The organism is Chitinophaga sp. CCNWYY40 (assembly GCF_037483205.1).
In the GTDB taxonomy this organism is placed as follows: domain Bacteria; phylum Bacteroidota; class Bacteroidia; order Chitinophagales; family Chitinophagaceae; genus Chitinophaga; species Chitinophaga ginsengisegetis.
Genome location: NZ_JBBHLF010000006.1, coordinates 96,554 through 117,434 on the forward strand (window position 1 = coordinate 96,554; position 20,881 = coordinate 117,434).

Below are 20,881 nucleotides of genomic sequence, written 5' to 3' on the forward strand. Positions count from 1 at the left end.
AAGTATTTATTATACTCCTTTAATTGTTAAAAAATAACGAAAATATTCTGTAGATAATTATAGCATACTCACTCAGGATGCCTCACTAAAAAAACGGACTCACCGGTAACCGGTGAGTCCGTTTTTTTAGTGAGTATAACGTAATAGCGTATACGTAAAAGATATTACCCGGCCGTAATAAATACTACCAGGCTCTTCGCCCCATGTGCGCCCAGCACCAGCGATTGCTCGATATCTGCTGTTTTGGATGGGCCTGCAATAAATACCCCGAACCCGGTTTGCGGCGCACCGATCTTTTCATAAGCCTCATGCATGGTAGGCAGGAGCCTGCCGGCCGGCAGTACAATGGCCAGATGCTGGCAGATAAAAGGTAATACCCTTACCGGTATTTCGGCTTCTGTAAGCCATATGGCGCCGTTTTCCGCTACTCCCCACTGACCGGGCACAACCGCCATATCCACATCTTCCAGCAGGTGCGGATCTTCGTTTATCCATGCACGTTGTTCATCCCCTACCCTGATAATACGCTGCAGGTGCGGATAATGCTCCGCCAGTAATGCAGGTATTTCACTTTCATCCTTTATCTCAAACAAACTGCCGCCTAATCCTTCCAGTACTTTGCGGTAGGCCTCCAGCGTACCCGGCATATTACCGGATAATCCTTCCAAAGACGGCAATACGGAAGCCTCCGGTTGATGTTGCTTCACAGCGGCTAATATCTGGTCCCTGCTGCTCATGATTTTTTATTTTTTTCGTACCACTGGGAGAAGGATTGCTTCGGCGGAGCCGGCATCTCTCTTTGTTTATACCAGGGATTTAAACGGTTATTCACCATACCGGGGAAAGCGCGCATTACCCAACGCCCCATTTTACCGGCGGTCCGGTAAACAGCGGGCGTAGACAATACCCCGCTCATTGCCTTCATACTGGCTGTTTTTGCGGCCGTAGTATAGCCTTCCTTTACCAATACCTGCCGCCACTTATACAGCTGCTGGTGAATATCTATTTTCACCGGGCATACATTGGAGCAGGAGCCGCACAGCGTAGATGCAAAGGGCAGGTCGGCATAATCCTTCATATCGAGGTTGGGCGCCAGAATAGCGCCAATAGGGCCCGCTACGGCGGTATGATAGCTATGTCCGCCGCTGCGGCGATATACCGGGCAGGTGTTCATGCAGGCGCCACAACGGATGCACTTCAGCGAGTTGCGGAAATCTTCCCGTCCCAGCTGCCTGGAACGGCCATTATCCACCAGTACAATATGCAGCTCCTGGCCGGGCCGGGGCTGCCTGAAATGACTGGAATAGGTGGTAATGGGCTGCCCGGTGGCGCTACGGGCCAACAGGCGCAGGAACACTCCCAGGTGCTTACGCTGCGGGATTATTTTTTCGATGCCCATACAGGCAATATGCACATCTGCAAGGTGCGCGCCCATGTCGGCGTTACCTTCGTTGGTGCATACCACCATTTCACCGGTTTCCGCTACCGCGAAGTTCACACCGGTGATAGCTGCTTTGGCCTGCAGGAATTCCTTCCGAAGGTGCTGCCTCGCGGCAGCGGTCAGGAATTGCGGGTCTGCGTTACCTGCGGGCGTACCCAGGTGTTCGTGGAACAGCTCTCCTATCTCTTCTTTCTTTTTATGAATACAGGGCAGTACAATATGACTGGGCGGCTCTTTGGCGAGCTGCACAATCCGTTCTCCCAGATCGGTATCAATTACTTCGATGCCATTGGCCATGAGGTGAGGATTCAGATGGCATTCCTCTGTGAGCATGGACTTACTTTTCACCAGGTGACGCACCCCGTGTTTTTTCAGGATGCCTGTCACGATCTGGTTATGCTCTTCTGCATCCGCGGCCCAGTGAACGATGGCGCCATTCTGTATTGCCTGTTGTTCAAACTGAACGAGATAATCGTGCAGGTTGCCCAGGGCGTTCAGCTTGATGGCCGAAGCGGTTTCCCGCAGCTGTTCCCATTCCGGAATGCTCCAGGCCATCTTATCCCTTTTGGCGCGTACCCACCAGAGGGTTTGGTCGTGCCAGTCCACCCGCGGCTCATCCTCGTTGAACTTGTCTGCCAGCGTGGCGTGATCAGCTGTTTGCCTGTTCATGGATATTCTGATTGAGAATTTCTGCAATATGCATCACCTTTACCCCAGCGTGCTGCCGGCGTAAAATGCCTTCCATGTGCATGAGGCAACTCACATCTGTTCCGGTGATCACCTCTGCGCCATGTTTAACGTGATCGGCTACACGATCTTTTCCCATTTTTACGGATACGGCTTCTTCGGTAACACAGAAAGTGCCGCCAAAGCCGCAGCACTCATCCTGCCGGTCCAGCGGTACCAGCTCCACTCCTTCCACCATACGCAGCAACTGCTCCGGTTTGGAGAAAGGCGCCGCTACCAGTTCACTCATCTGCGCAAGGGCGAGGCCACGTTGACCGTGACAGCTCTGGTGCAGTCCTACTTTACAGGGGAAACGGGCTGTCAGCTTTTCTACTTTGAGTACATCTGTGAGGAATTCCGTGAGTTCGTAGATCCGTTCACGTATATGAGTGGCTGCTGTTTCTGCTGCCGGATCGTGCAAATGATCTTTGATATGCAGCACACAGCTACCGGAGGGGCCTACAATATAGTCGTAGTCAGCAAAGTTTTTAATGAACAGGCTATTGCACTGGTGCGTAAGATGTTCGTATCCTGAGTTGGCCATTGGCTGGCCGCAGCAGGTTTGCCCCTGGGGAAACTCCACTTCACAACCCAGTTTCTGCAGCAGCTGCAGGGTGGCAATGCCTACCTGCGGGTAGAACTGGTCAATATAACATGGTATAAATAATCCTACTTTCACGGGTAAAGTAATTTAAATGATCATTGCTGACCTGCAAATTTAGCGGGCAACGCGACAGTAATCCTCCCTCTTTTTTACCGGTTACTGGCTTATTTTTCACTGATCTAAATTAAAGCAGTGTCTGGAGGTTGGCAACCCGGTCTGTCCTGTTGGTGCCTTAATCGTTCATGATTTGTTCTTCCTGTTTCTTTTTGAGATACCATTGTACCACGCGGATTTCAGCGAAAGTAGCGGCATCGCCTACTCTTTCCTTGATGGGACCTGCGGCGGTGGCGCCTAATTCGCCGATATGCTTGAGGATAAGGCGCATGGTGCGTTCGGTAACAAAACGGTTGATGTCCATTTCACCGGCTTCCACGCATTGGGCCAGGTGGCTTTCAATGGTACTGATGGCGAGTTGGCGCGCCGTGGCAATATCGGGGATAGATTTACCGGCGAGATATAGTTCCAGTGTACCGCGACGGCTGCTGCCTTTTTCCACTTTGCCTTTGGCAGCTTTTTCCTTGGCAGCGGTAACAGGAGCCGCGGCGGCAGCGGCATCCGCGTCTCTGAGTTTGGTGTAGTCTTTTAAACCGGTGGTAAAGTCCAGGTCAGCGTAGGATACTTCCCAAACGTGCCGCAGTTTGTTCCAGCAATCGGCTTCGAGGGCCATGAGCTGGAGGAGATATTTTTTCGACTTTGCTTTTTTCACATCAGCGATGTGTGTTTGCAAAGGCTGGATAAGATCTTCATAAATACTTTGGGTAAAATAACCGATGGCTTTATTTACCCGTAGCTTCAGCTGTTCCATTTCCCCTGTTTGCACGGCGGTATCCAGCAGTTGATGCAGCTGTGTTACAAACCGGGTGGCTACTTCCTGTTGCTGTTCTGCTTTGGCCGACATAGCGCGGCTTAGTTTAATGGCCGCGTCGAAGTCGGGGAGCTTTTTATCCTGGATCCATACGGCGTGGCTGCGGATGGTGGCCTGCATACGGTACCAGTCGAACAACTGGAGCAGCGACGTAGCCTGGAACTTCTTCTTTTCCATTTCCAGCAACACTACCAGTTCATTGGCTTCATTCTCTTTTTCTGCAAATTCAATTACCTGTCGGTCTGTTCTGATGCTGCCGTGTCCGATGCGGGAATGCAGTACCAGTCCGTCGAGTGAGGTACAGCGGCTCAGTGCCACGTATACCTGCCCGGGTGCGAAGGCGTATCCTGCGTCGATGATGGCGCGTTCAAAGGTAAGGCCCTGGCTTTTGTGGATGGTGATGGCCCATGCGAGGCGTATCGGGAACTGGGTAAAGCTGCCTATTTCTTCTTCCTCAATGCTGTTCTCATCCTGGTTGTAGGAGTAGCGGATGTTTCGCCAGGTTTCCTTTCCCAGTTTAAGTTCTTCATGGGAGCCTGCGAGCACCAGCATAATTTCATCGTCGTTGATTTCCTTTACAGTAGCGATTTTACCGTTGTAGTAACGGCGTGGTTGCGCCAGGTCGTTTTTGAGGAACATTACCTGTGCGCCAACTTTCAGTTGCAGCAATAGTTCTGTAGGTAATGCCTTGTCGCTGAAATCCCCTTCTATCTTTCCTTCAAAGCGATATACTTTTCCGGGCATATCTGCCAGGCGCCGGGCATTGATTTCATCGGCCTTCCGGTTATGGGTGGTGAGTACGATGTACTCTTCATCTTCTCCCTTAAAATTCGGCTGATAATGTTCATTCAGCAACTGCAGGTCTTCGTGCAATACTTCATTATTGCGGATCCGGTTCAGCACATCAATGAAGTGCTGTTCATTTTGCCGGTAAATTTTCTTCAGTTCAATATACAGTGGCGGCGCCTGTTCTATTACTTTGGCGGCAAAGAAAAAGGTGCTGTTGTAATATTCAGAGAGCATGCGCCATTCTGCATCCGGTACCACCGGCGGGAGCTGGTACAGATCCCCGATAAACAATACCTGTACACCGCCGAAAGGCAGCAGTGGTTTATTGCGGAAATGGCGGAGGATCACGTCGATAGCATCCAGCATATCGCAGCGCACCATACTTACCTCATCGATGATGAGCAGTTCCATTTCCTGCAGCAATACTTTTTTATCGTTGGTAAAACGAATATTGCGGAACAGGCCGTGTTTATCTGTACTGCTGATTTCATCCATTCCAAATCCTCTTTTAGTGCCGGGGATAAAAGGTCCGAAGGGCAACTGGAAAAAAGAGTGCATGGTAACACCACCGGCGTTGATAGCGGCTACTCCTGTAGGCGCTACTACTACCGTGTTTTTACGCGTATGTTCTTTGATATACTTCAGGAACGTAGTTTTCCCTGTACCGGCTTTACCGGTAAGGAAGATATGGCGGTGTGTGTGGTTTATGAAATCTGCCGCCAGGTGAAAGATAGTATTTGTATTATCCGGTTGGGGCATTTGCTGTTAAATTGAAAGGGCGAATATACAGAAAAAGTGGCGAAAACGGCGGAGATATTGCGTGTAACCAAATGTAAAGTATCTTCGTTTTACTTTCCGTCAACAAAAACTTTTTTCACATGAACGATCTCAGAATTGCTACCGCGCAATTTGAAAACAGGAGTAATGATAAAGCCTATAACCTGGGTGTTATCCGGGAGTTATCCCGGCAGGCCGCTGCCGACGGCGCCGATGCCGTGGCTTTCCACGAGTGTTCTGTGACGGGTTATACTTTTGCCAGGAATTTATCGCGGGAGCAGATGCTGGAGTTGTCGGAGATAATCCCCGGAGGTCCGTCTATCAAGGCGTTGCAGGATATTGCTGCTGAAAATAATATTGCCGTGCTGGCGGGATTGTTTGAAAAAGATGCAGACGATAATTTATTCAAAGCCTATGTATGTGTAGATAAAAACGGGCTGGTGGCGAAGTACCGCAAGCTGCATCCGTTTATCAATCCGCATCTGCAGCCGGGAAATGAATATGTTATTTTTGATCTGAAGGGATGGAAGTGTAGTATGCTGATTTGTTACGATAATAATATTACGGAGAATGTACGCGCAACGGCCCTGCTGGGCGCCGAAATCATTTTCATGCCGCATGTAACCATGTGTACGCCATCTACACGGCCCGGTGCGGGTTTTGTGGACCCGGCGCTCTGGGAAAAACGCCGGGAAGACCCTACTTCGCTGCGACTGGAATTTGACGGTATGAAAGGCCGTTCCTGGCTGATGAAGTGGTTGCCCGCGCGTGCGTATGACAATGCAGTGTATGCCGTTTTCTCCAACCCTATCGGCATGGACGACGACCAGCTGAAAAACGGCTGCTCCATGATTATTGATCCGTTTGGTGATGTGATCGCAGAATGCCGGAAACTGGACAATGAGGTAGTAACGGCTACGCTTACACGAAATAAACTGACCGAAGCCGGTGGGCACCGGTACCGGCTGGCGCGCCGGCCCGATTTGTATGGAGAAGTGATTGCAGCGGCGCATACGCCGGTACAAAAGGTGGTATGGCTCCAGGAAAAAGAGTAAATGCGCTATGGCAGCAGTGGAGGCGCTGCTGATACGGCATTCCTGACCGGCAGCACCGGGACTTGATAATTTAAACTAAATTATAATACAAACAAAAAAACACGATTGGTTGCGGGTTTTGGCCGATTGGCCTTAAATAAAACCGGGAAATCCATCTGGCCGGTTATCTTTGCAACTCCTGACACATGTTTACAGAGCTTTAAGATAACCCGTTTTTTAGCTTCTTGTATAAAAGAACCGTTCCCTTGTGGAGCGGTTTTTTGTTTTCCGGGACGGGGGTGTGCGGCGCCTTCGGCGCTTTTAAATTGTCCTGGAGCTGGATTACACTTATTGTGCTGATTTCACTGATTTGGCTATCAGAGATAGTTATTATTGTGGGAGATGGATATACATCGCTATTACAGGGATATTACCTGGAGATGGGATAGGAAATACAGTGGAGATGGGGATTACATGGAGTGAACGTGGAGTTCACGTGGAGGGGACGTGGACTTGATCGGGAAACGCACTGCCAGTAGGGGTTCCGGCGGTTTTTATTTTGCTGGTTATGGGGGGTACCACGTGCATGATATCGGCGGCGGTGAAGCGGCGGCTGGCCAGGGCGGCCTTGTTAGCGGATGTATTTATTTGTAATACATGCAGCAATGTGCCGTGGCCACTGAGGCGTGTATCCAGTGCTGCGCCGGGAAAGGGCTTACTTAAATCGATGGTGACCACCTTTGCGCGGCTGCTGATGATGCGCCGTTGCATAAAGCTGATACGGACAGCAATGCCGGTGATATGGAGGTGTGTGGCATTGCCCTGGGGAAGCAGCTCCTGTGCGGGTATGTTCCAGGTTCCGGCGGGGGTTAGTACCGGTTGCCGGCTAAAAAACTGTTCCACCGCGGTATGCCTGTTGAACCGGAAGCCCTGCAGCTCCTGCATGCCGTTTTTCCCGGCCCGGATCAGTGCTTTATTGAGGCGGTTTACGCAGGTATCGTCCGGCGTAATATCCAGCAGCGGCCCAATGGCGTGCCGGATCAGCTTCGCCTTTGTGCTGGCCATGCCGAACTCCCGGGCAGACTGCCTGGTAGCGCCGGTTTGCCGCACTGATTGCGCCATTGCGCGGATAAAATAAATTCCATTTCTCCGGTAACCTACCTGGTTTTCCAGTTTACCGGTAAAAAGGACGATCCCTGTTTGTTTTGCCATCGTTTGATAAATCTGTTTCCTTAAAATTACGAAAACAGGCTGGCCGGAGAGACAGGAAGAAGAGACTGAACAAAATGAACAACACGCAGGATTTCATGCATAAAAAAACCGCCCTGGCAAAGCCAGCGCGGTTTATAACGAACTATTATAAAATAAATTATGCCAGTCTTACGTTAACAGCATTCGGGCCTTTTCTACCTTCTTCCACGTCAAAAACTACGCGGTCATTTTCGCCGATGCTTTCTTTGATACCAGATACGTGAACAAAAATTTCTTGTCCTGAACCTTCGATTTTAATGAATCCAAAACCTTTAGCTTCATTAAAAAATTTTACTACACCTGTTTGCATTATATTTAATATTTAATTGTGAACGTGTTCTCGCCATTATTACAGCAGGCGGCTACCTGGGCAACTAGAAGAAAGACTGTAAGAAAAAGCTGAATGTGAAGAGGTGATCTACCAACAGAATTGAAATACATTATCCTTAAGAAGCGGTACGAAGATAAATGATTTCCTGAATACAACCCTAATTTATTTTAAACTTTTTCTTCGCCACTATGGCCTGCTGGCTCATAATTCCATATTAAAATATATTTTCGCATTCTATATGAAACATCCTGACGCATGGCGGATAAAAGCCATATTAACCGGTTCTGCCGGTAACCTCGTAGAATGGTATGATTGGTACATTTACGCCACGTTTTCACTCTATTTCGCGCCGGTCTTCTTTCCGAAGGGCAGTTATACCGCCCAGTTGCTCAATACGGCAGCCATATTTGCGGTAGGTTTCCTGATGCGGCCCATTGGCGGCTGGATGTTTGGCCGCATTGCCGATAAACAGGGGCGTAAAGCCTCCATGACACTGTCCGTGCTCCTGATGTCGCTGGGTTCCCTGCTCATTGCATTTACGCCCTCCTATAACAGCATTGGCCTGGCGGCGCCCGCGCTGCTACTGATAGCGCGCCTGTTACAGGGCCTCAGCGTAGGCGGCGAATACGGCACCTCCGCCACCTACCTCAGCGAAGTGGCTACCAGAGAGCTGCGGGGCTTTTACTCCAGTTTTCAGTATGTAACGCTGATAGGCGGGCAGCTGGTGGCACTTGGTGTGCAGATGCTGCTCCAGAAGGTATTCCTTACGCCGGCCCAGCTGCATGAATGGGGATGGCGTATCCCGTTTGTGATTGGCGCCGCGCTGGCATTTTTTGCGCTCTACCTCCGCCGGCATATGCAGGAATCCACTTCTTTCGAAAAAATAAAAGCAACAAAAGATAAAGGCTCCCTGAAACTGCTGTTTAAAAAGCATCCACGGGCAGTGATGACGGTAGTGGGATTAACGATGGGCGGCACACTGGCCTTCTATACCTATACCACTTATATGCAGAAGTTCCTGGTAAATACCGTGCATCTGACCATAGAACACGCCACTACCCTCACCTTCTTCCTCATGCTCATCTTTGCCATTTTGCAACCGCTCTTTGGCTGGATTTCAGACATCTATGGCCGGAAGCCTTTGCTGATCGGGTTTGGTGTGTTGGGGACAACCTTTACCGTTCCTATTTTAACGGGCATCAGTCATGCTACCTCCGAATGGACGGCCTTCTGGCTTATTTTAATGGCGCTGTTGATTGTAAGCGGTTATACCTCTATCAATGCCGTGGTAAAAGCGGAAATGTTCCCCGCGGAAGTGCGGGCGCTGGGGGTTGGATTCCCCTATGCCATTACGGTGGCGCTTTTTGGCGGCACCGCAGAACCTATTGCGCTTTACTTTAAGAAGATAGGATACGAACCGCTGTACTATTGGTATGTAACCATTTGCATCTTTATCTCGCTGCTGGTATATGCTACTTCGCGGGATACTAAAAAGACGTCTTTGCTTGATAGGGATGCGTAATTTCCCTGATGGAGCCATCAGCATTACCGATGATCAACCGGGTAGCGTAGTGGAGAAATAATCCATTTTCCACTACGCCGGGAATATTATTCAGTTGTGCATGCAGCGCTGCCGCATTATGTATTTTCTGATAATGGCAATCGAGGATATAGTTGCCATTGTCCGTTACAAAACGGTTGTTATCTTTTAAACGTAAAACAGGATGCGCTCCGAGCGCCGCCAGTTGTTTGAAGGTAAGCTCCCATCCAAAGGTGGTTACTTCTACCGGCAAAGGAAATTTGCCCAGGTGCTTTACCAGTTTTTTTTCATCTATCACTACCAGCATTTCTTTTGATGCTGCTGCGATAATTTTTTCCCGCAGCAATGCGCCACCCCCTCCTTTGATCAGTTGCAGCTGCGCATCTGCTTCATCTGCCCCATCTATATCAATATCTATCTTGTCAACCTGTTCAAAATCCACCAGGGGAATCTGTTGCTCTATGGCCAGTTGCTCCGACTGTGCGGAAGTAGCCACCGCCTTTATATCAAGGCCCGATCTAACTAACTCGCCTATACGCAGAATTGTATAATACGCTGTGCTGCCGGTACCCAAACCAACGGTCATACCAGGCTTAATATATTCAGCGGCTTTTTCGCCTGCTGCTTTTTTACCGATATCTGTTTGCATGGAACAAATATAACTATTCGCTGTTAGCTAACGATATCTTGCGGGAGAAAATGCAGCAATATCCATACTGGTATTGGAACCATTGGCCAGTTCCGCCAACAGCTTGCCCGTAGCGGGTCCCAGGCTGAGGCCCATCATAGCGTGACCGGTACCCATCAGCAAATTGGTGTGGGAGGGCGCATAACCGATATAGGGCAGACCATCCGGTGAACAGGGGCGGCAACCGCTCCATACCTGTTTTTTATCGGGTGTTTGTATAGGGAGATTGGGGAAATACCGGTTCACTGAATCCACGATTCCGGCCACACGGTTCATGTTTACCTGGTCGTTCACCGGCGCTACTTCCATGGTACCACCGTAACGTAAACGATTACCCATTGGCGTTAGTGCCACCCGTGCTTCACAAAGAATCGCCGGGATATTTAAATTCACGGACGGCGACTCCAGGGTAACTGAATAGCCTTTGCCCGGCATCATAGGAAGACGTTCACTCGCCAGATGCGCTACAGCAGGGCTCCAGGAGCCGGTTGCCAGTACAAATACATCTGCGCTATGTGTTTCCTGCCCGGTGATTACCGCTGTTACTTTATTGCCGCTGGTTTTGATTTTTGTTACTTCCCGCTGTGGCAGGAACTTCACCTGTTTTTGTTCCAGGTATTGTTTCAGTTGCTGCATCAGGTCGTTGGGATAGAGATGGCTATCGCAGCGATAATGCACGCCGCCCAATACATCCAGCTGTACCTGTGGTTCCAGTACCTGCAGTGCGGCTTTATCCAGTACTACCGCGTCCAGGCCCATTGTATTGGCCTGGGCGGCGAGGTGTGCTTCTTCTTCCGCCACCGCAGCTGTTTTATAGTACATGATAATGCCTTTGCGTTCCAGTCCGAAGTTAAACCCGGGCTGTTGCGCCAGCGATGTATACAGCGAGCGGCTGAGTAAATTGATATCCCGCAAGGGCAGCGCGGAAGCTTCCACATGCTTTGCGGTAGCGCTTTTCATGAATTTGAGTCCCCAGCCGATGAGTTGTTTATTCAGCGAAGGCTTTACATAAAAAGGGCTTTTGCTGCTAAACATCCACCTGATTCCCTGTGAGATGATGCCCGGTGCAGCCAGTGGTACAAAATGACTTGGAACAATCATGCCCATATTTCCATAGGAGCAGTTGTTACTGAAATCTCCTTTATCGAGTACGGTTACTTCCCAACCGCTTTCGTTCAGATAGTAAGCGGTACAAAGGCCGATAATTCCACCACCGATGACGATTGCTTTCATGTTTTAATAAGTTAGATCACCTGGAATCCGTGTACATACGGGTCGTCGTCATCCAGTATAATAGTGTTATAGCCGGTTACCATTGCCCAGCCTTCAATACCCGGTACAATAGCGGGTTTCCCGCCAATGGTGGTTTCTGCTTCAATGGTGCCCGTGAATTGTGAGCCGATGATGCTTTCATGGATGAAACGGTCGCCTGCCTTCAGCTTTCCTTTGGCATGCCACTGTGCCATCCTTGCAGATGTACCGGTGCCGCAGGGGGAGCGGTCGATGGCTTTATCGCCATAAAACACCGCGTTACGCGCCGTTGCTTCCGGGCTGATAGTGGCGCCGGTCCAGAGGATATGGCTTAATCCTTTGATATGCTCATTTTCCGGATGCACAAAGGAATAGTTTTCGTTTAGTCTTTTCCGTAATTCGCGGCTCCAGGATACCAGTTGATCGGCCGTATGATTTTCCAGTCCTTTGAAGTTTTCCTGCGGGTCTACTATTGCGTAGAAGTTACCACCGTAGGCCACATCTACTTTCAGCAATCCTAGATCGGGGCACATCACTTCCAGGTTTTCTGCAGCGAGAAAAGATTTCACGTTGGTGAGCTTTACAGATTTCACCTTCTTTCCTTCCTGTACATAGCTCACCAGTACCAGTCCGGCTGGTGTTTCCAGTCGCAGCTGGCCGGGGACCTTTGGAATAATAAGCCCCTGTTCAATAGCGATAGTCACGGTACCGATGGTACCATGACCGCACATTGGCAGGCAGCCACTGGTTTCAATATATAATACGCCGGTATCGTTTGCTTCATCAGTGGGCGGGTACAGGATGCTGCCGCTCATCATATCATGGCCGCGGGGCTCAAACATGAGCCCCTTACGGATCCAGTCGAACTCCTGCAGGAAATGCAGGCGTTTCTCCATCATGTTGTTTCCCTTCAGCACGGGGCCACCGCCGGCCACCAGTCGAACCGGGTTGCCACAGGTATGCGCATCTATACAAAAAAAAGTCTTGGTCGACATAATCATTTAATATTTTAACGACTAACGGTGTCCTTTGTCAGGTGACCATCTATCTTTCTCCAGATGCCAAGCGGATTCTCATCTTTCAGCGCATCCGGCAGCAGCTGCTGTGGCCAATCCTGGAAGCATAGTGGTCTTGCAAAACGAACAATCGCCGATGCGCCCACAGAGGTACTTCGTATATCCGTGGTAGCAGGAAACGGGCCGCCGTGATGCATAGCATAACCAGGTTCCACACCGGTAGGCACATTATTCAAAATAACCCGGCCTACTTTCTGGCACAGGATTTCCACTGCATCCGCATATGTTAACAAGTCGGTGGCGGAAGCCATTACCGTACCGGTTAACTGGCCATGTAAATGTAATAACAACTTTGATAGTTCTGCATCGTCATTACATACTACCAGCAGGGAGGCGGGGCCAAACACTTCCTGTTGCAGTTCTTCACTGGCTATAAAATCCTTTGCATCTACGCGGTAGAGCGCAGGCGAGCCTTTGGTGGCATCCTTCTCCTTCGGACCGGCATACAATGTTTGCACTCCTTTGCGGCGCGACAACTGCTCCCTGTTTTCATAATAGTGATAACAGATGCCGGGGTTGAGCATGGTTCCTGCGTTGATAGCAGCCATTTCCTTTTGCAATGCTACCGCGAATTGTTCTGTGGCGTTGCCGGCCAACGCTATCAGCAGGCCTGGGTTGGTGCAGAATTGCCCGGTGCCCAGCGTGATGGATTGCGCATATTGTTGCGCCGTTTGTTGCGCAGATGCCTCCAGTTTGCCTGGTAACAGCAATACGGGGTTAATGCTGCCCATTTCCGCGTACACGGGGATAGGTTCTGCCCTTTGGTTTACTGCATCAAAGATAGCCGTGCCTGCTTTGAAGGAGCCTGTGAAGCCAATGGCTTTAATGCCGGGATGCTTTACGAGTTGTTGTCCCAATAAAGCGCCGGCGCCGTTCAGGCTGGAGAACACGCCATCGGGCATACCGCAGGATTGTGCAGCCTTTTGAATGGCAGTAGCCACCAGTTCGTTGGTGCCTAAATGCGATTCATGTGCCTTTACGATAACGGGGTTGCCGGCGGCCAGTGCAGATGCTGTATCGCCTCCGGCAGTAGAAAATGCCAGCGGGAAATTGCTGGCAGGAAATACTAATACGGGGCCCAGCGGCACCAGCATTTTTCGTATATCCGCCCGCGGTAGCGGCGTACGTTCCGGCTGGGCAGGGTCGATGATGGCTTCTACCCAGGAGCCTTCCCGCAGCACTGCTGCGAACAGGCGGAGCTGGTTAACCGTGCGCATACGTTCGCCTGTGATGCGTGCCAGGGGGAGCCCGGATTCCGTTACTGTCCTTTCCAGCAACGGATCGCCGATGGCGAGTATTTCTGTGGCGATAGCTTCGAGGAATACTGCCCGTTGTTCCGGGGAAGTGTGGCGGTATGTTTTAAAAGCCGTGGTGGCCTTTTCCACTGCCAGGTTTACTTCTTCCGTTGTTGCGGTTACGAACATTTCCGGCAGCGTGGCGTTGCTAACGGGATCGTACGCACGAAGTGTATCCGTTCCCGTTGCAGCCGCCGCGAAGCCTATGATATTTTTGCCTGTTATCATGCAGGGAGTTTTAAATAATCCGGTAGTTGCGGGCGTGTAGCCAGTGCAGTTGCAATTACTTTTTCCGCGTGGGCCAGTTCAGCGCCTTGCGGCATCAGTCGTGGTGCGCGTACATTTATGCTGCCGATACCGGTAGCGGTAGCTGCCAGCTTAATATATTGCACCAGTTTAGGAACGATATCCAGTTCCAGCAGTGGCATAAACCAGCGGTAGATAGCCAGTGCTTCTGCGATGCGGCCTGCTTTCACCAAACGATAGATGGCTACAGTTTCCCGTGGGAAAGCATCTACCAGTCCGGCTACCCAGCCATTAGCGCCCAGTACCAGGCATTCCAGCGCCAGCGTATCTACGCCGCCGAGGATACTGAAACGATCGCCAAAGCGGTTGATCATGCGGATTACATTGGTAGTATCGCGGGTAGATTCTTTCACTGCCTGGATGTTTGGTGCTTTTGACAATTCTTCAAACATATCCAGTGTTACGAGGATCTTATAATCCACCGGGTTGTTGTAGATCATGATTGGCAAAGAAGTGCTGCCTGCAATGGCGAGGAAGTAAGCCACTGTTTCGCGGTCGTCTGCCTTATAGCGCATGGGAGGCAGGAGCATGAGTCCTGCTGCACCGGCTTCTTCTGCGGCTTTAGCACAGGCGATAGCTGCTGTAGTGGTTTGTTCCGCAATATTCATGACTACCGGTACTTTACCGGCCAGAAAAGCCACTGCATGCTTCACGAGCGCATACTTTTCTTCGTTCAGTAAACTACTGGCTTCTCCCAGCGAGCCGCCGAGGATAATACCATTAACGCCTGCATCGATTTGTGCCTGCAGGTTTTTGTCGAACATCTCATAATCAATATGATCATCCGCAGTAAAAGGGGTGAGCAGTGCGGGAAATACGCCTTGCCAGTTAATTGCTGCCATTTTTTCCTATCTTTTTTATGTCAACAAAAATAGCCGGAGAGGCCCGATAGCACGCTGCTGTAATTAATCAATACTGCGCAGATTTTAACCGAAAAAACCCTTCATCTACCGATATTTAAAAAATATCCGCATATTATCACTGTACCTATTTTTTGGAATTCTAGCTTAAGTCCGCTAATTTTTGCCCTGAATAAACCGTAAAACATTGAAAGTACCTATCATACTGGCCCTCACAGCGCTTTTACCCGGTATGGGGCTGAAAGCGCAGGATTCAGCAGCCATCAAAGCCATTAACCCGGCAGATTTCGCCCGGCACATCAGCGTACTTGCATCCGACGCTTTTGAGGGCCGCAAACCCTTTACCCGCGGAGAAGACAGCTCCATTCAATACCTGGCGGCACAGTTTAAGCAGCTGGGATTAAAGCCTGGTAATGGCAACAGCTATTTCCAGGAAGTGCCGATGGTGTCTATCAGTTCCAAACCCGCCGGTAACCTGGTCATAAAAGGCGCCGGCGGCGAAGTATCACTGCAGTACCTCGAAGACTTTGTAGCCGCCACCCGCCGCGTACAGGAGCAGGTAACCATTCCCACCAGCGAACTGGTGTTTGCCGGCTATGGCATTGTAGCGCCCGAATATAACTGGAACGATTATAAGGGGCTGGATGTAAAAGGCAAGACTGTAATCGTGATGATCAACGACCCCGGCTTTGCCGACAGCACCCTGTTTAAAGGCCGCATCATGAGCTACTACGGCCGCTGGACCTATAAATTTGAAGAGGCATCGCGGCAGGGCGCCACCGGCGTGATCATCATCCATGAAACTGCCGCCGCCAGCTATCCGTGGAAAGTAGTGCGCAGTGGCTGGTCCAACTCCAAGCTGCACCTGCAAACTGCTAATAACAATATGCATCGGACCGCACTGGAAGGATGGATCACACTGGACGCCGCAAAGAAAATCTTTCAGCTGGCCGGCGTATCGCCCGATATTATGCAGCAGGCCAGGACAAAAGGTTTCAAGCCCGTAGACCTCCACTTAAATACATCTCTCGTTATAAATAATACTATCAAAAAATCTACCTCCCATAATGTGCTGGCAATACTGCCAGGCGCTAAACGTCCGCAGGAATGCGTAGTATATTCGGCCCACTGGGATCATTTTGGTATAGGCGAGCCCGTTAAAGGAGATTCCATATACAACGGCGCCGTAGACAATGCCACCGGCACCGCAGGACTGCTGGAACTGGCCACTGCCTTCACTAAGCTGCCGCAGCCACCGGCCCGCTCCCTCCTGTTCCTTTCCGTTACCGGCGAAGAACAAGGGCTGCTGGGATCGGAATACTACGCCGCACATCCCGTGTTCCCGATGGAGAAAACCGTAGCAGATATCAACCTGGATGTACTCAATACGTTTGGCCGTACCCGTGATATCACGGTTATTGGCTTTGGTCAGTCAGAGTTGGATGAATACGCGCTGCGCGCCGCTCAAAAGCAGGGCCGTATCACCGTTCCTGAAGCCAATCCTGAAGGCGGCTGGTTTTTCCGCTCCGACCATTTCAACTTCGCTAAAAAAGGCGTGCCGGGGTTGTATATCGGTCCGGGTAACGACGCCATAGGGCATGAAGCCGGCTGGGGAAAAGAACAGACCGCTGCGTATAACCGTTTGCGTTACCACTCCCCCGCCGATGAATTTGACGCCGCCTCCTGGAACATGGACGGCATGGTAGAAGACATCCGCCTCCTCTTTGACGTAGGCTATCATCTCAGCAATGAAAGCAGTTTCCCTGCATGGAAGAAAGGTTCAGAGTTTAAAGCATACAGAAAATAACTACAGACATGGTTTTATTCGGATTGATAATGATAGGACTTATCCTGTTCCTGTACTTCCAGAATATGTACGGCCGCAGGAAAGGGAAGAAAACGGCGGTACCCGAAGGGTACCAGTCGTTGTTAGAAGAACATGTACGCTACTACCAGCAGCTGCAACCCACAGAGAAAACGCGCTTTGAAAGCATGCTGCAACGCTTCCTTAAAAGAACCAGCATAGAAGGCGTAGGCACCGAAGTAGAACCGCTGGACCGCGTGCTGGTAGCCGCCAGCGCCATCATCCCCATCTTTGGATTCAAAGACTGGGAATACTTCAATCTTACCAACGTAATCCTTTACCCCGATACCTTCGACGAAACTTACCAGTATGAAGGCAATCGCCGTAACATCCTCGGCATGGTAGGCACCGGCGCACTGAACGGACAAATGATCCTCTCCCGCTCCGCCCTGCGGGAAGGGTTCTCCAACGTAACCGATAAAAACAATACCGCCATTCATGAATTTGTACACCTCCTCGATAAAACCGATGGCTCCATTGATGGCTTCCCCAGTAAATTACTGGATCACAGCTATAGCATTCCGTGGATGAAGCTGGTGCATCAAACGATTCAACAGATATCAGAGGGGCATACGGATATAAATCCTTATGGCGCCATGAATGAAGCGGAGTTTTTTGCCGTGATATCGGAGTACTTTTTTGAGCGGCCGGATTTATTGGCGGAGAAGCACCCGGAGTTGTATGGGATGCTGGTGCGGATATTCAGGCAGGACCCTGCGGGGAAGGGGTGATCTTATGCGATGAGTTTGTATAGAAAGATATATACAAGACAGATTACTATACTTAAAATCAACAGGCTTTTATGTGGCAGTACTTTTCTACACCAATAATAATTAAGAAATAAGTGAATACAAACCAGTGCGGTGTATAGCGCCATAAGGTGAATAGGGTACTTAACAGGATTAGAGGCATATCCAAATGCAAAAGCAAAAGCTATAAATAGGATACTGATAATGGTAAATAATAGGAGGTTGATTAAAACTGGCCTGGTAGACATATGATTATTGTTATAGGGTGGTCTTCTATATTATCTCAAAACTAGTAACTATTTCTTCTATTATTTTAGTATAGAAAGGTTCCTTTTCAGGTTGTTGTAAAATAAAAGACAGCAAACAAATTACGTTATCGCCAGGCACATAGAGCCGGTAAATTTTGAGCTTCTTTTCGCCATGCCCAACATATTGTACTACCTTTTTTGACTTTATGCTATTTATTATTGCGTCGGTAATAGATCCCTGAATGAGTGGAAATGTCTTATTGAAATCCCTGGTTCCTTTTACTACCAGGCTATCAAAAGGCTCATTTCCCTTCTCTACTAAAGAAACACTAAGCCTGAGAATGGAGCCATCAGCAGTATAGGCAGTAAGCAGCGTGTCTGCAGCAATATTCTCGTTGATGATCCATCCTTTGGGGAGATTCAGCTTTAAGGGTCTGTTAATGTATGTCTCCCATTCAATGGTAAAAGCAGTATCTTTTAGTTTATATGTCCATGTGCCTACTCTTAGTTCGTCATTATACTCCCCAAATGCTGCTATCTTTCCGTCGGGATAAAAATATTTCCATGCTCCTTGTTTGGCCAGGTCTCTATCTAGCTCTCCTTCACTTGCAATGCTTCCGGTTTTATAATACGAAGTGTATTTAATGTCTTCTTTAGATAGCGCGACTATTCTGCTTTCCAGTTTCCCGTCAGGGAAAAAGGTTTCTCTGATTTCTTTTTTTTGTTGACAGCTGGTGAAAGTGGTTAAGAAGATTATTATGCAGTAAGAAACTGGTTTCACGATTTGCATTTTTAAGTAGAAACATTAATTGATTGGGCAAAGGTAAGCGATTGGTTTTTACTAACATGTGCCTTTAAAGTACGCTATTTCTTCTTTAGTTTTCTCATATTATTTCCTACTTTGATTCCCTTAATAGAAGATATAGTGATAGCCTGTGGGAGATACTCAAATCTAATTGATTGCTCTTTATTAATTACCAGCTCATAAAATGGTTTATGGCAAATTGCAGGTTCATAGTCTTTATATTGCTTATAACTAATAATAACAGGAACAATAAAAAATTTCTTAAAACTATAACAACCAGATGTATCAAGACACGCGACTACTTTCGCCTTTTCCTTAAACAGCTGTCTTTTGTCAAAAAAATCAACTCTTTGTCCATTCTTTAATACGTGGATTCCTTTGGGTCCTTCCAACTTATTCAAGCCAAGTGTGTCTGAGGGATAGAAAAAATCATGAAAACCCAGGAGTTTAATTTCATTCCTAGTTCCACCATAATCATACATATAGTTATATGCAGATAAGAATAAAAAGCCTTGCTGCTCTTTTACAACTACAGTGTCTATTTGTGCTGAACACTTTATAGAAACAAGTAAATTAAATAGTATTAAAAACACTTTGCTGCTTCTCATGTTTAGAATTATTATTTCATAGGTATTGTCAATAATCCAAAGATTCTGTTATTGGATTGGAGATCTCCAAAAATCTATTCTGATTTGCCTTATAATGTAATTCTAAAACTCCGACTTTCCTCCCCTAATAGAAAACCGTAACCCTTAAATAGCTCACTCTATTAACATCCGTTGTTGTGTAATCAAAAAAGCCAATAGCCTTCCCGGAAAATCTTTTCCGTAAATTCTTACTTAAAAGATGGGTAGTTCTATTTTCTGCATGAGCCAAATCTATATGCCAATTTAGTGGCAAGTCAATATTAAATCGGTTTTGCTCCACTGATTTAAATTCGTAGCTTTTATACAAAAAAATGATTTGTCATTGTATAATTCTGTAGTGATTTTTTTGTATTGCCCTTTACAACTGCCCATTATTATTAGTATATCATTAAGAAGAATTCCTTCTTCGGCAATATTATTCATGATCAAAGCTGCCTTAAACGGTTTCCAACTAGTTTAAATTTTCGCTTGTTCATAACGACATAATTCCTGATGGGAATATCAGTCAGTACTGTAAGTGCTACTTTCTTTTCATTGAATTTAACTGGAATCCATTCTGAAGACATACCATTCTCAAAAACAATTTTTACTCTATCTATCTTCTCAAATGAGCTATTACATTTTCCAATCATTGGAAGACATTTTATAGTGTCATTGTTAACTACTACAAAAGCATCCGTCAGAAGTTCATGTTTGATATTTTCCACAACGGCAATATCACAACTATCAACAAATCTTCTATCCCCTCCGTAATTTACCTCTGCCGGAATATTATCCATTTGAAATGCACTTTCCAATATTAAAAGACCTTTACTCATTTTCCATTTACCCTCACTTATTTCATGAGTTGCAAGAGTATTTGCACGATAAGAAAAAGTGCTATCCCTTTTCAGTATTAAGCTAATAACACTATGACTGTCTTTAGCTGAAAAGTTGAACTTAAGGAAAACACCATTCATCCTATCACTTTTAGCAACAGGTTCTTTTTTTAGTGTTTGGCAGTTGCCATATATTGAAAAGAGGATTATAATGACAACTATAAAAATTGTTCTCATATTATATGCTTAAACGCCTGAACGATATTGCTGGTTTCCCGGAAGAAGACAAACAACATATTTTATATACACCGGATGCTCTTATTAAAAGTGATAAACTTAACAGATGTAAATAATCCGTAGGCAATGCCTGCGGATTATTTACATCTGTTTTTATATTTTTATATCAAATCTATTTTTTTTATTATTCTTATAGCTATATCAATAATCTAAAGATTCTGTTATTAGATTAGCTATCTTCAAAAACATATCCTGATTAACTCTATGATGCAATTCCAAAACTCCGATTTTCTTTCTCTGAAAAAAAACCAGGAACCTTGAATAATCCAGCCTATTAGCATTCTTTGTTGTAAAGTCAAAATAACCAATAACCTTCCCTGAAGACCGCTTGTTTACATTCTTACTTAAAAGATGGGTAGCTTTATTTTCTGTTTGAGCTAAGTTTATCTGCCAGCTTAGTATTGAATCAATATTAAATCTGCTTTGCTCCACCGATTTAAATTCATAGACACGTAATACCATCCATGATGAAGTGTCTTTTGCCCCTTTATATTTTGGAATATAAAATCTTCATCTAAAAACGCACGTATTCCTTTATAGTCCGACCATTCTTCAGGGA

18 protein-coding genes are annotated in these 20,881 nt (G+C 47.6%); 4 read left to right on the forward strand and 14 right to left on the reverse strand.

The annotated features are described in order from the left end of the window. Positions 1–164: 164 nt before the first annotated feature. The 4 genes from V7S65_RS23145 to V7S65_RS23160 form a co-directional block, all read right to left on the reverse strand. Complete coding sequence (locus tag V7S65_RS23145) at positions 165–737, reverse strand: LutC/YkgG family protein (RefSeq protein WP_079472796.1); 573 nt, start codon at positions 735–737, stop codon at positions 165–167. Continuing rightward, complete coding sequence (locus V7S65_RS23150; protein ID WP_079472795.1) at positions 734–2,110, reverse strand: lactate utilization protein B; 1,377 nt, start codon at positions 2,108–2,110, stop codon at positions 734–736. The genes V7S65_RS23145 and V7S65_RS23150 overlap by 4 nt, the downstream gene beginning before the upstream one ends. Then, the gene (locus V7S65_RS23155) at positions 2,091–2,846 is read right to left on the reverse strand and encodes a (Fe-S)-binding protein (protein ID WP_079472794.1); all 756 of its coding nucleotides are present in this window, start codon (positions 2,844–2,846) and stop codon (positions 2,091–2,093) included. Before V7S65_RS23155 ends, V7S65_RS23150 begins: the two co-directional genes overlap by 20 nt. A gap of 157 nt (positions 2,847–3,003) precedes the next feature. Further along, on the reverse strand, positions 3,004–5,244 hold the full coding sequence (locus V7S65_RS23160) for a helix-turn-helix domain-containing protein (RefSeq protein WP_079472793.1): 2,241 nt from the start codon (positions 5,242–5,244) through the stop codon (positions 3,004–3,006). A gap of 119 nt (positions 5,245–5,363) precedes the next feature. On the opposite strand from V7S65_RS23160, the gene V7S65_RS23165 reads away from it, so the two are divergent. Further along, positions 5,364–6,317 carry a nitrilase family protein gene (locus V7S65_RS23165; RefSeq protein ID WP_111579649.1) on the forward strand — a complete coding sequence of 318 codons (954 nt, stop codon included), beginning with the start codon at positions 5,364–5,366 and terminating at the stop codon, positions 6,315–6,317. A 471-nt stretch (positions 6,318–6,788) separates the two neighbouring features. On the opposite strand, the gene V7S65_RS23170 is transcribed toward V7S65_RS23165, so the two are convergent. Both V7S65_RS23170 and V7S65_RS23175 read right to left on the reverse strand, forming a co-directional pair. Beyond that, entirely contained in the window at positions 6,789–7,508 is a 720-nt protein-coding gene (locus tag V7S65_RS23170; RefSeq protein ID WP_336387948.1) for a hypothetical protein, read from the reverse strand. A 157-nt stretch (positions 7,509–7,665) separates the two neighbouring features. Then, positions 7,666–7,857 carry a cold-shock protein gene (locus tag V7S65_RS23175; RefSeq protein ID WP_079472790.1) on the reverse strand — a complete coding sequence of 64 codons (192 nt, stop codon included), beginning with the start codon at positions 7,855–7,857 and terminating at the stop codon, positions 7,666–7,668. A gap of 259 nt (positions 7,858–8,116) precedes the next feature. Here V7S65_RS23175 and V7S65_RS23180 point away from each other — a divergent pair, with 259 nt between their 5' ends. Beyond that, entirely contained in the window at positions 8,117–9,400 is a 1,284-nt protein-coding gene (locus V7S65_RS23180) for an MFS transporter (protein ID WP_336387949.1), read from the forward strand. On the opposite strand, the gene rpiA is transcribed toward V7S65_RS23180, so the two are convergent. Genes rpiA through V7S65_RS23205 form a run of 5 tightly spaced genes read right to left on the reverse strand, consistent with a single transcriptional unit; the run spans position 9,366 to position 14,876 of the window. Further along, positions 9,366–10,067: a ribose-5-phosphate isomerase RpiA gene (gene rpiA, locus V7S65_RS23185; RefSeq protein ID WP_336387950.1), complete on the reverse strand. Its 702-nt coding sequence runs from the start codon at positions 10,065–10,067 to the stop codon at positions 9,366–9,368. The genes V7S65_RS23180 and rpiA overlap by 35 nt on opposite strands. Before the next feature lie 27 nt (positions 10,068–10,094). Beyond that, positions 10,095–11,339 (reverse strand): NAD(P)/FAD-dependent oxidoreductase, encoded by a 1,245-nt coding sequence (locus V7S65_RS23190; protein ID WP_336387951.1) that lies wholly within the window; start codon positions 11,337–11,339, stop codon positions 10,095–10,097. Positions 11,340–11,350: 11 nt separating this feature from the next. After that, positions 11,351–12,352 (reverse strand): 4-hydroxyproline epimerase, encoded by a 1,002-nt coding sequence (locus V7S65_RS23195; protein ID WP_079472786.1) that lies wholly within the window; start codon positions 12,350–12,352, stop codon positions 11,351–11,353. A 14-nt stretch (positions 12,353–12,366) separates the two neighbouring features. Next, positions 12,367–13,956 carry an aldehyde dehydrogenase (NADP(+)) gene (locus V7S65_RS23200; protein ID WP_336387952.1) on the reverse strand — a complete coding sequence of 530 codons (1,590 nt, stop codon included), beginning with the start codon at positions 13,954–13,956 and terminating at the stop codon, positions 12,367–12,369. Beyond that, entirely contained in the window at positions 13,953–14,876 is a 924-nt protein-coding gene (locus V7S65_RS23205; protein ID WP_336387953.1) for a dihydrodipicolinate synthase family protein, read from the reverse strand. Before V7S65_RS23205 ends, V7S65_RS23200 begins: the two co-directional genes overlap by 4 nt. 205 nt (positions 14,877–15,081) lie before the next feature. Between V7S65_RS23205 and V7S65_RS23210 the strand changes: the two genes are divergently transcribed. Further along, complete coding sequence (locus tag V7S65_RS23210) at positions 15,082–16,701, forward strand: M28 family metallopeptidase (protein WP_336387954.1); 1,620 nt, start codon at positions 15,082–15,084, stop codon at positions 16,699–16,701. A 29-nt stretch (positions 16,702–16,730) separates the two neighbouring features. Beyond that, positions 16,731–17,489: a M90 family metallopeptidase gene (locus V7S65_RS23215; RefSeq protein ID WP_339546479.1), complete on the forward strand. Its 759-nt coding sequence runs from the start codon at positions 16,731–16,733 to the stop codon at positions 17,487–17,489. Positions 17,490–17,780: 291 nt separating this feature from the next. On the opposite strand, the gene V7S65_RS23220 is transcribed toward V7S65_RS23215, so the two are convergent. The 3 genes from V7S65_RS23220 to V7S65_RS23230 all read right to left on the reverse strand — a co-directional run bounded on the left by V7S65_RS23220 (position 17,781) and on the right by V7S65_RS23230 (position 20,262). Continuing rightward, the gene (locus V7S65_RS23220) at positions 17,781–18,536 is read right to left on the reverse strand and encodes a toxin-antitoxin system YwqK family antitoxin (protein WP_168771463.1); all 756 of its coding nucleotides are present in this window, start codon (positions 18,534–18,536) and stop codon (positions 17,781–17,783) included. Between the two features lie 83 nt (positions 18,537–18,619). Then, positions 18,620–19,168, reverse strand: coding sequence for a hypothetical protein (locus V7S65_RS23225; protein WP_336387956.1), 549 nt, complete (start codon positions 19,166–19,168; stop codon positions 18,620–18,622). A 464-nt stretch (positions 19,169–19,632) separates the two neighbouring features. Further along, positions 19,633–20,262 (reverse strand): hypothetical protein, encoded by a 630-nt coding sequence (locus V7S65_RS23230; RefSeq protein ID WP_111579355.1) that lies wholly within the window; start codon positions 20,260–20,262, stop codon positions 19,633–19,635. Positions 20,263–20,881 lie beyond the last annotated feature (619 nt).

Bases quoted from the DNA above. Each gene is read 5' to 3' on its own strand.
- V7S65_RS23145 (WP_079472796.1), bottom strand. From the start codon at position 737: ATGAGCAGCAGGGACCAGATATTAGCCGCTGTGAAGCAACATCAACCG.
- V7S65_RS23150 (WP_079472795.1), bottom strand. From the start codon at position 2,110: ATGAACAGGCAAACAGCTGATCACGCCACGCTGGCAGACAAGTTCAAC.
- V7S65_RS23160 (WP_079472793.1), bottom strand. From the start codon at position 5,244: ATGCCCCAACCGGATAATACAAATACTATCTTTCACCTGGCGGCAGAT.
- V7S65_RS23165 (WP_111579649.1), top strand. From the start codon at position 5,364: ATGAACGATCTCAGAATTGCTACCGCGCAATTTGAAAACAGGAGTAAT.
- V7S65_RS23170 (WP_336387948.1), bottom strand. From the start codon at position 7,508: ATGGCAAAACAAACAGGGATCGTCCTTTTTACCGGTAAACTGGAAAAC.
- V7S65_RS23175 (WP_079472790.1), bottom strand. From the start codon at position 7,857: ATGCAAACAGGTGTAGTAAAATTTTTTAATGAAGCTAAAGGTTTTGGA.
- V7S65_RS23180 (WP_336387949.1), top strand. From the start codon at position 8,117: ATGAAACATCCTGACGCATGGCGGATAAAAGCCATATTAACCGGTTCT.
- rpiA (WP_336387950.1), bottom strand. From the start codon at position 10,067: ATGCAAACAGATATCGGTAAAAAAGCAGCAGGCGAAAAAGCCGCTGAA.
- V7S65_RS23190 (WP_336387951.1), bottom strand. From the start codon at position 11,339: ATGAAAGCAATCGTCATCGGTGGTGGAATTATCGGCCTTTGTACCGCT.
- V7S65_RS23195 (WP_079472786.1), bottom strand. From the start codon at position 12,352: ATGTCGACCAAGACTTTTTTTTGTATAGATGCGCATACCTGTGGCAAC.
- V7S65_RS23200 (WP_336387952.1), bottom strand. From the start codon at position 13,956: ATGATAACAGGCAAAAATATCATAGGCTTCGCGGCGGCTGCAACGGGA.
- V7S65_RS23205 (WP_336387953.1), bottom strand. From the start codon at position 14,876: ATGGCAGCAATTAACTGGCAAGGCGTATTTCCCGCACTGCTCACCCCT.
- V7S65_RS23215 (WP_339546479.1), top strand. From the start codon at position 16,731: ATGATAGGACTTATCCTGTTCCTGTACTTCCAGAATATGTACGGCCGC.
- V7S65_RS23225 (WP_336387956.1), bottom strand. From the start codon at position 19,168: ATGAGAAGCAGCAAAGTGTTTTTAATACTATTTAATTTACTTGTTTCT.
- V7S65_RS23230 (WP_111579355.1), bottom strand. From the start codon at position 20,262: ATGAGAACAATTTTTATAGTTGTCATTATAATCCTCTTTTCAATATAT.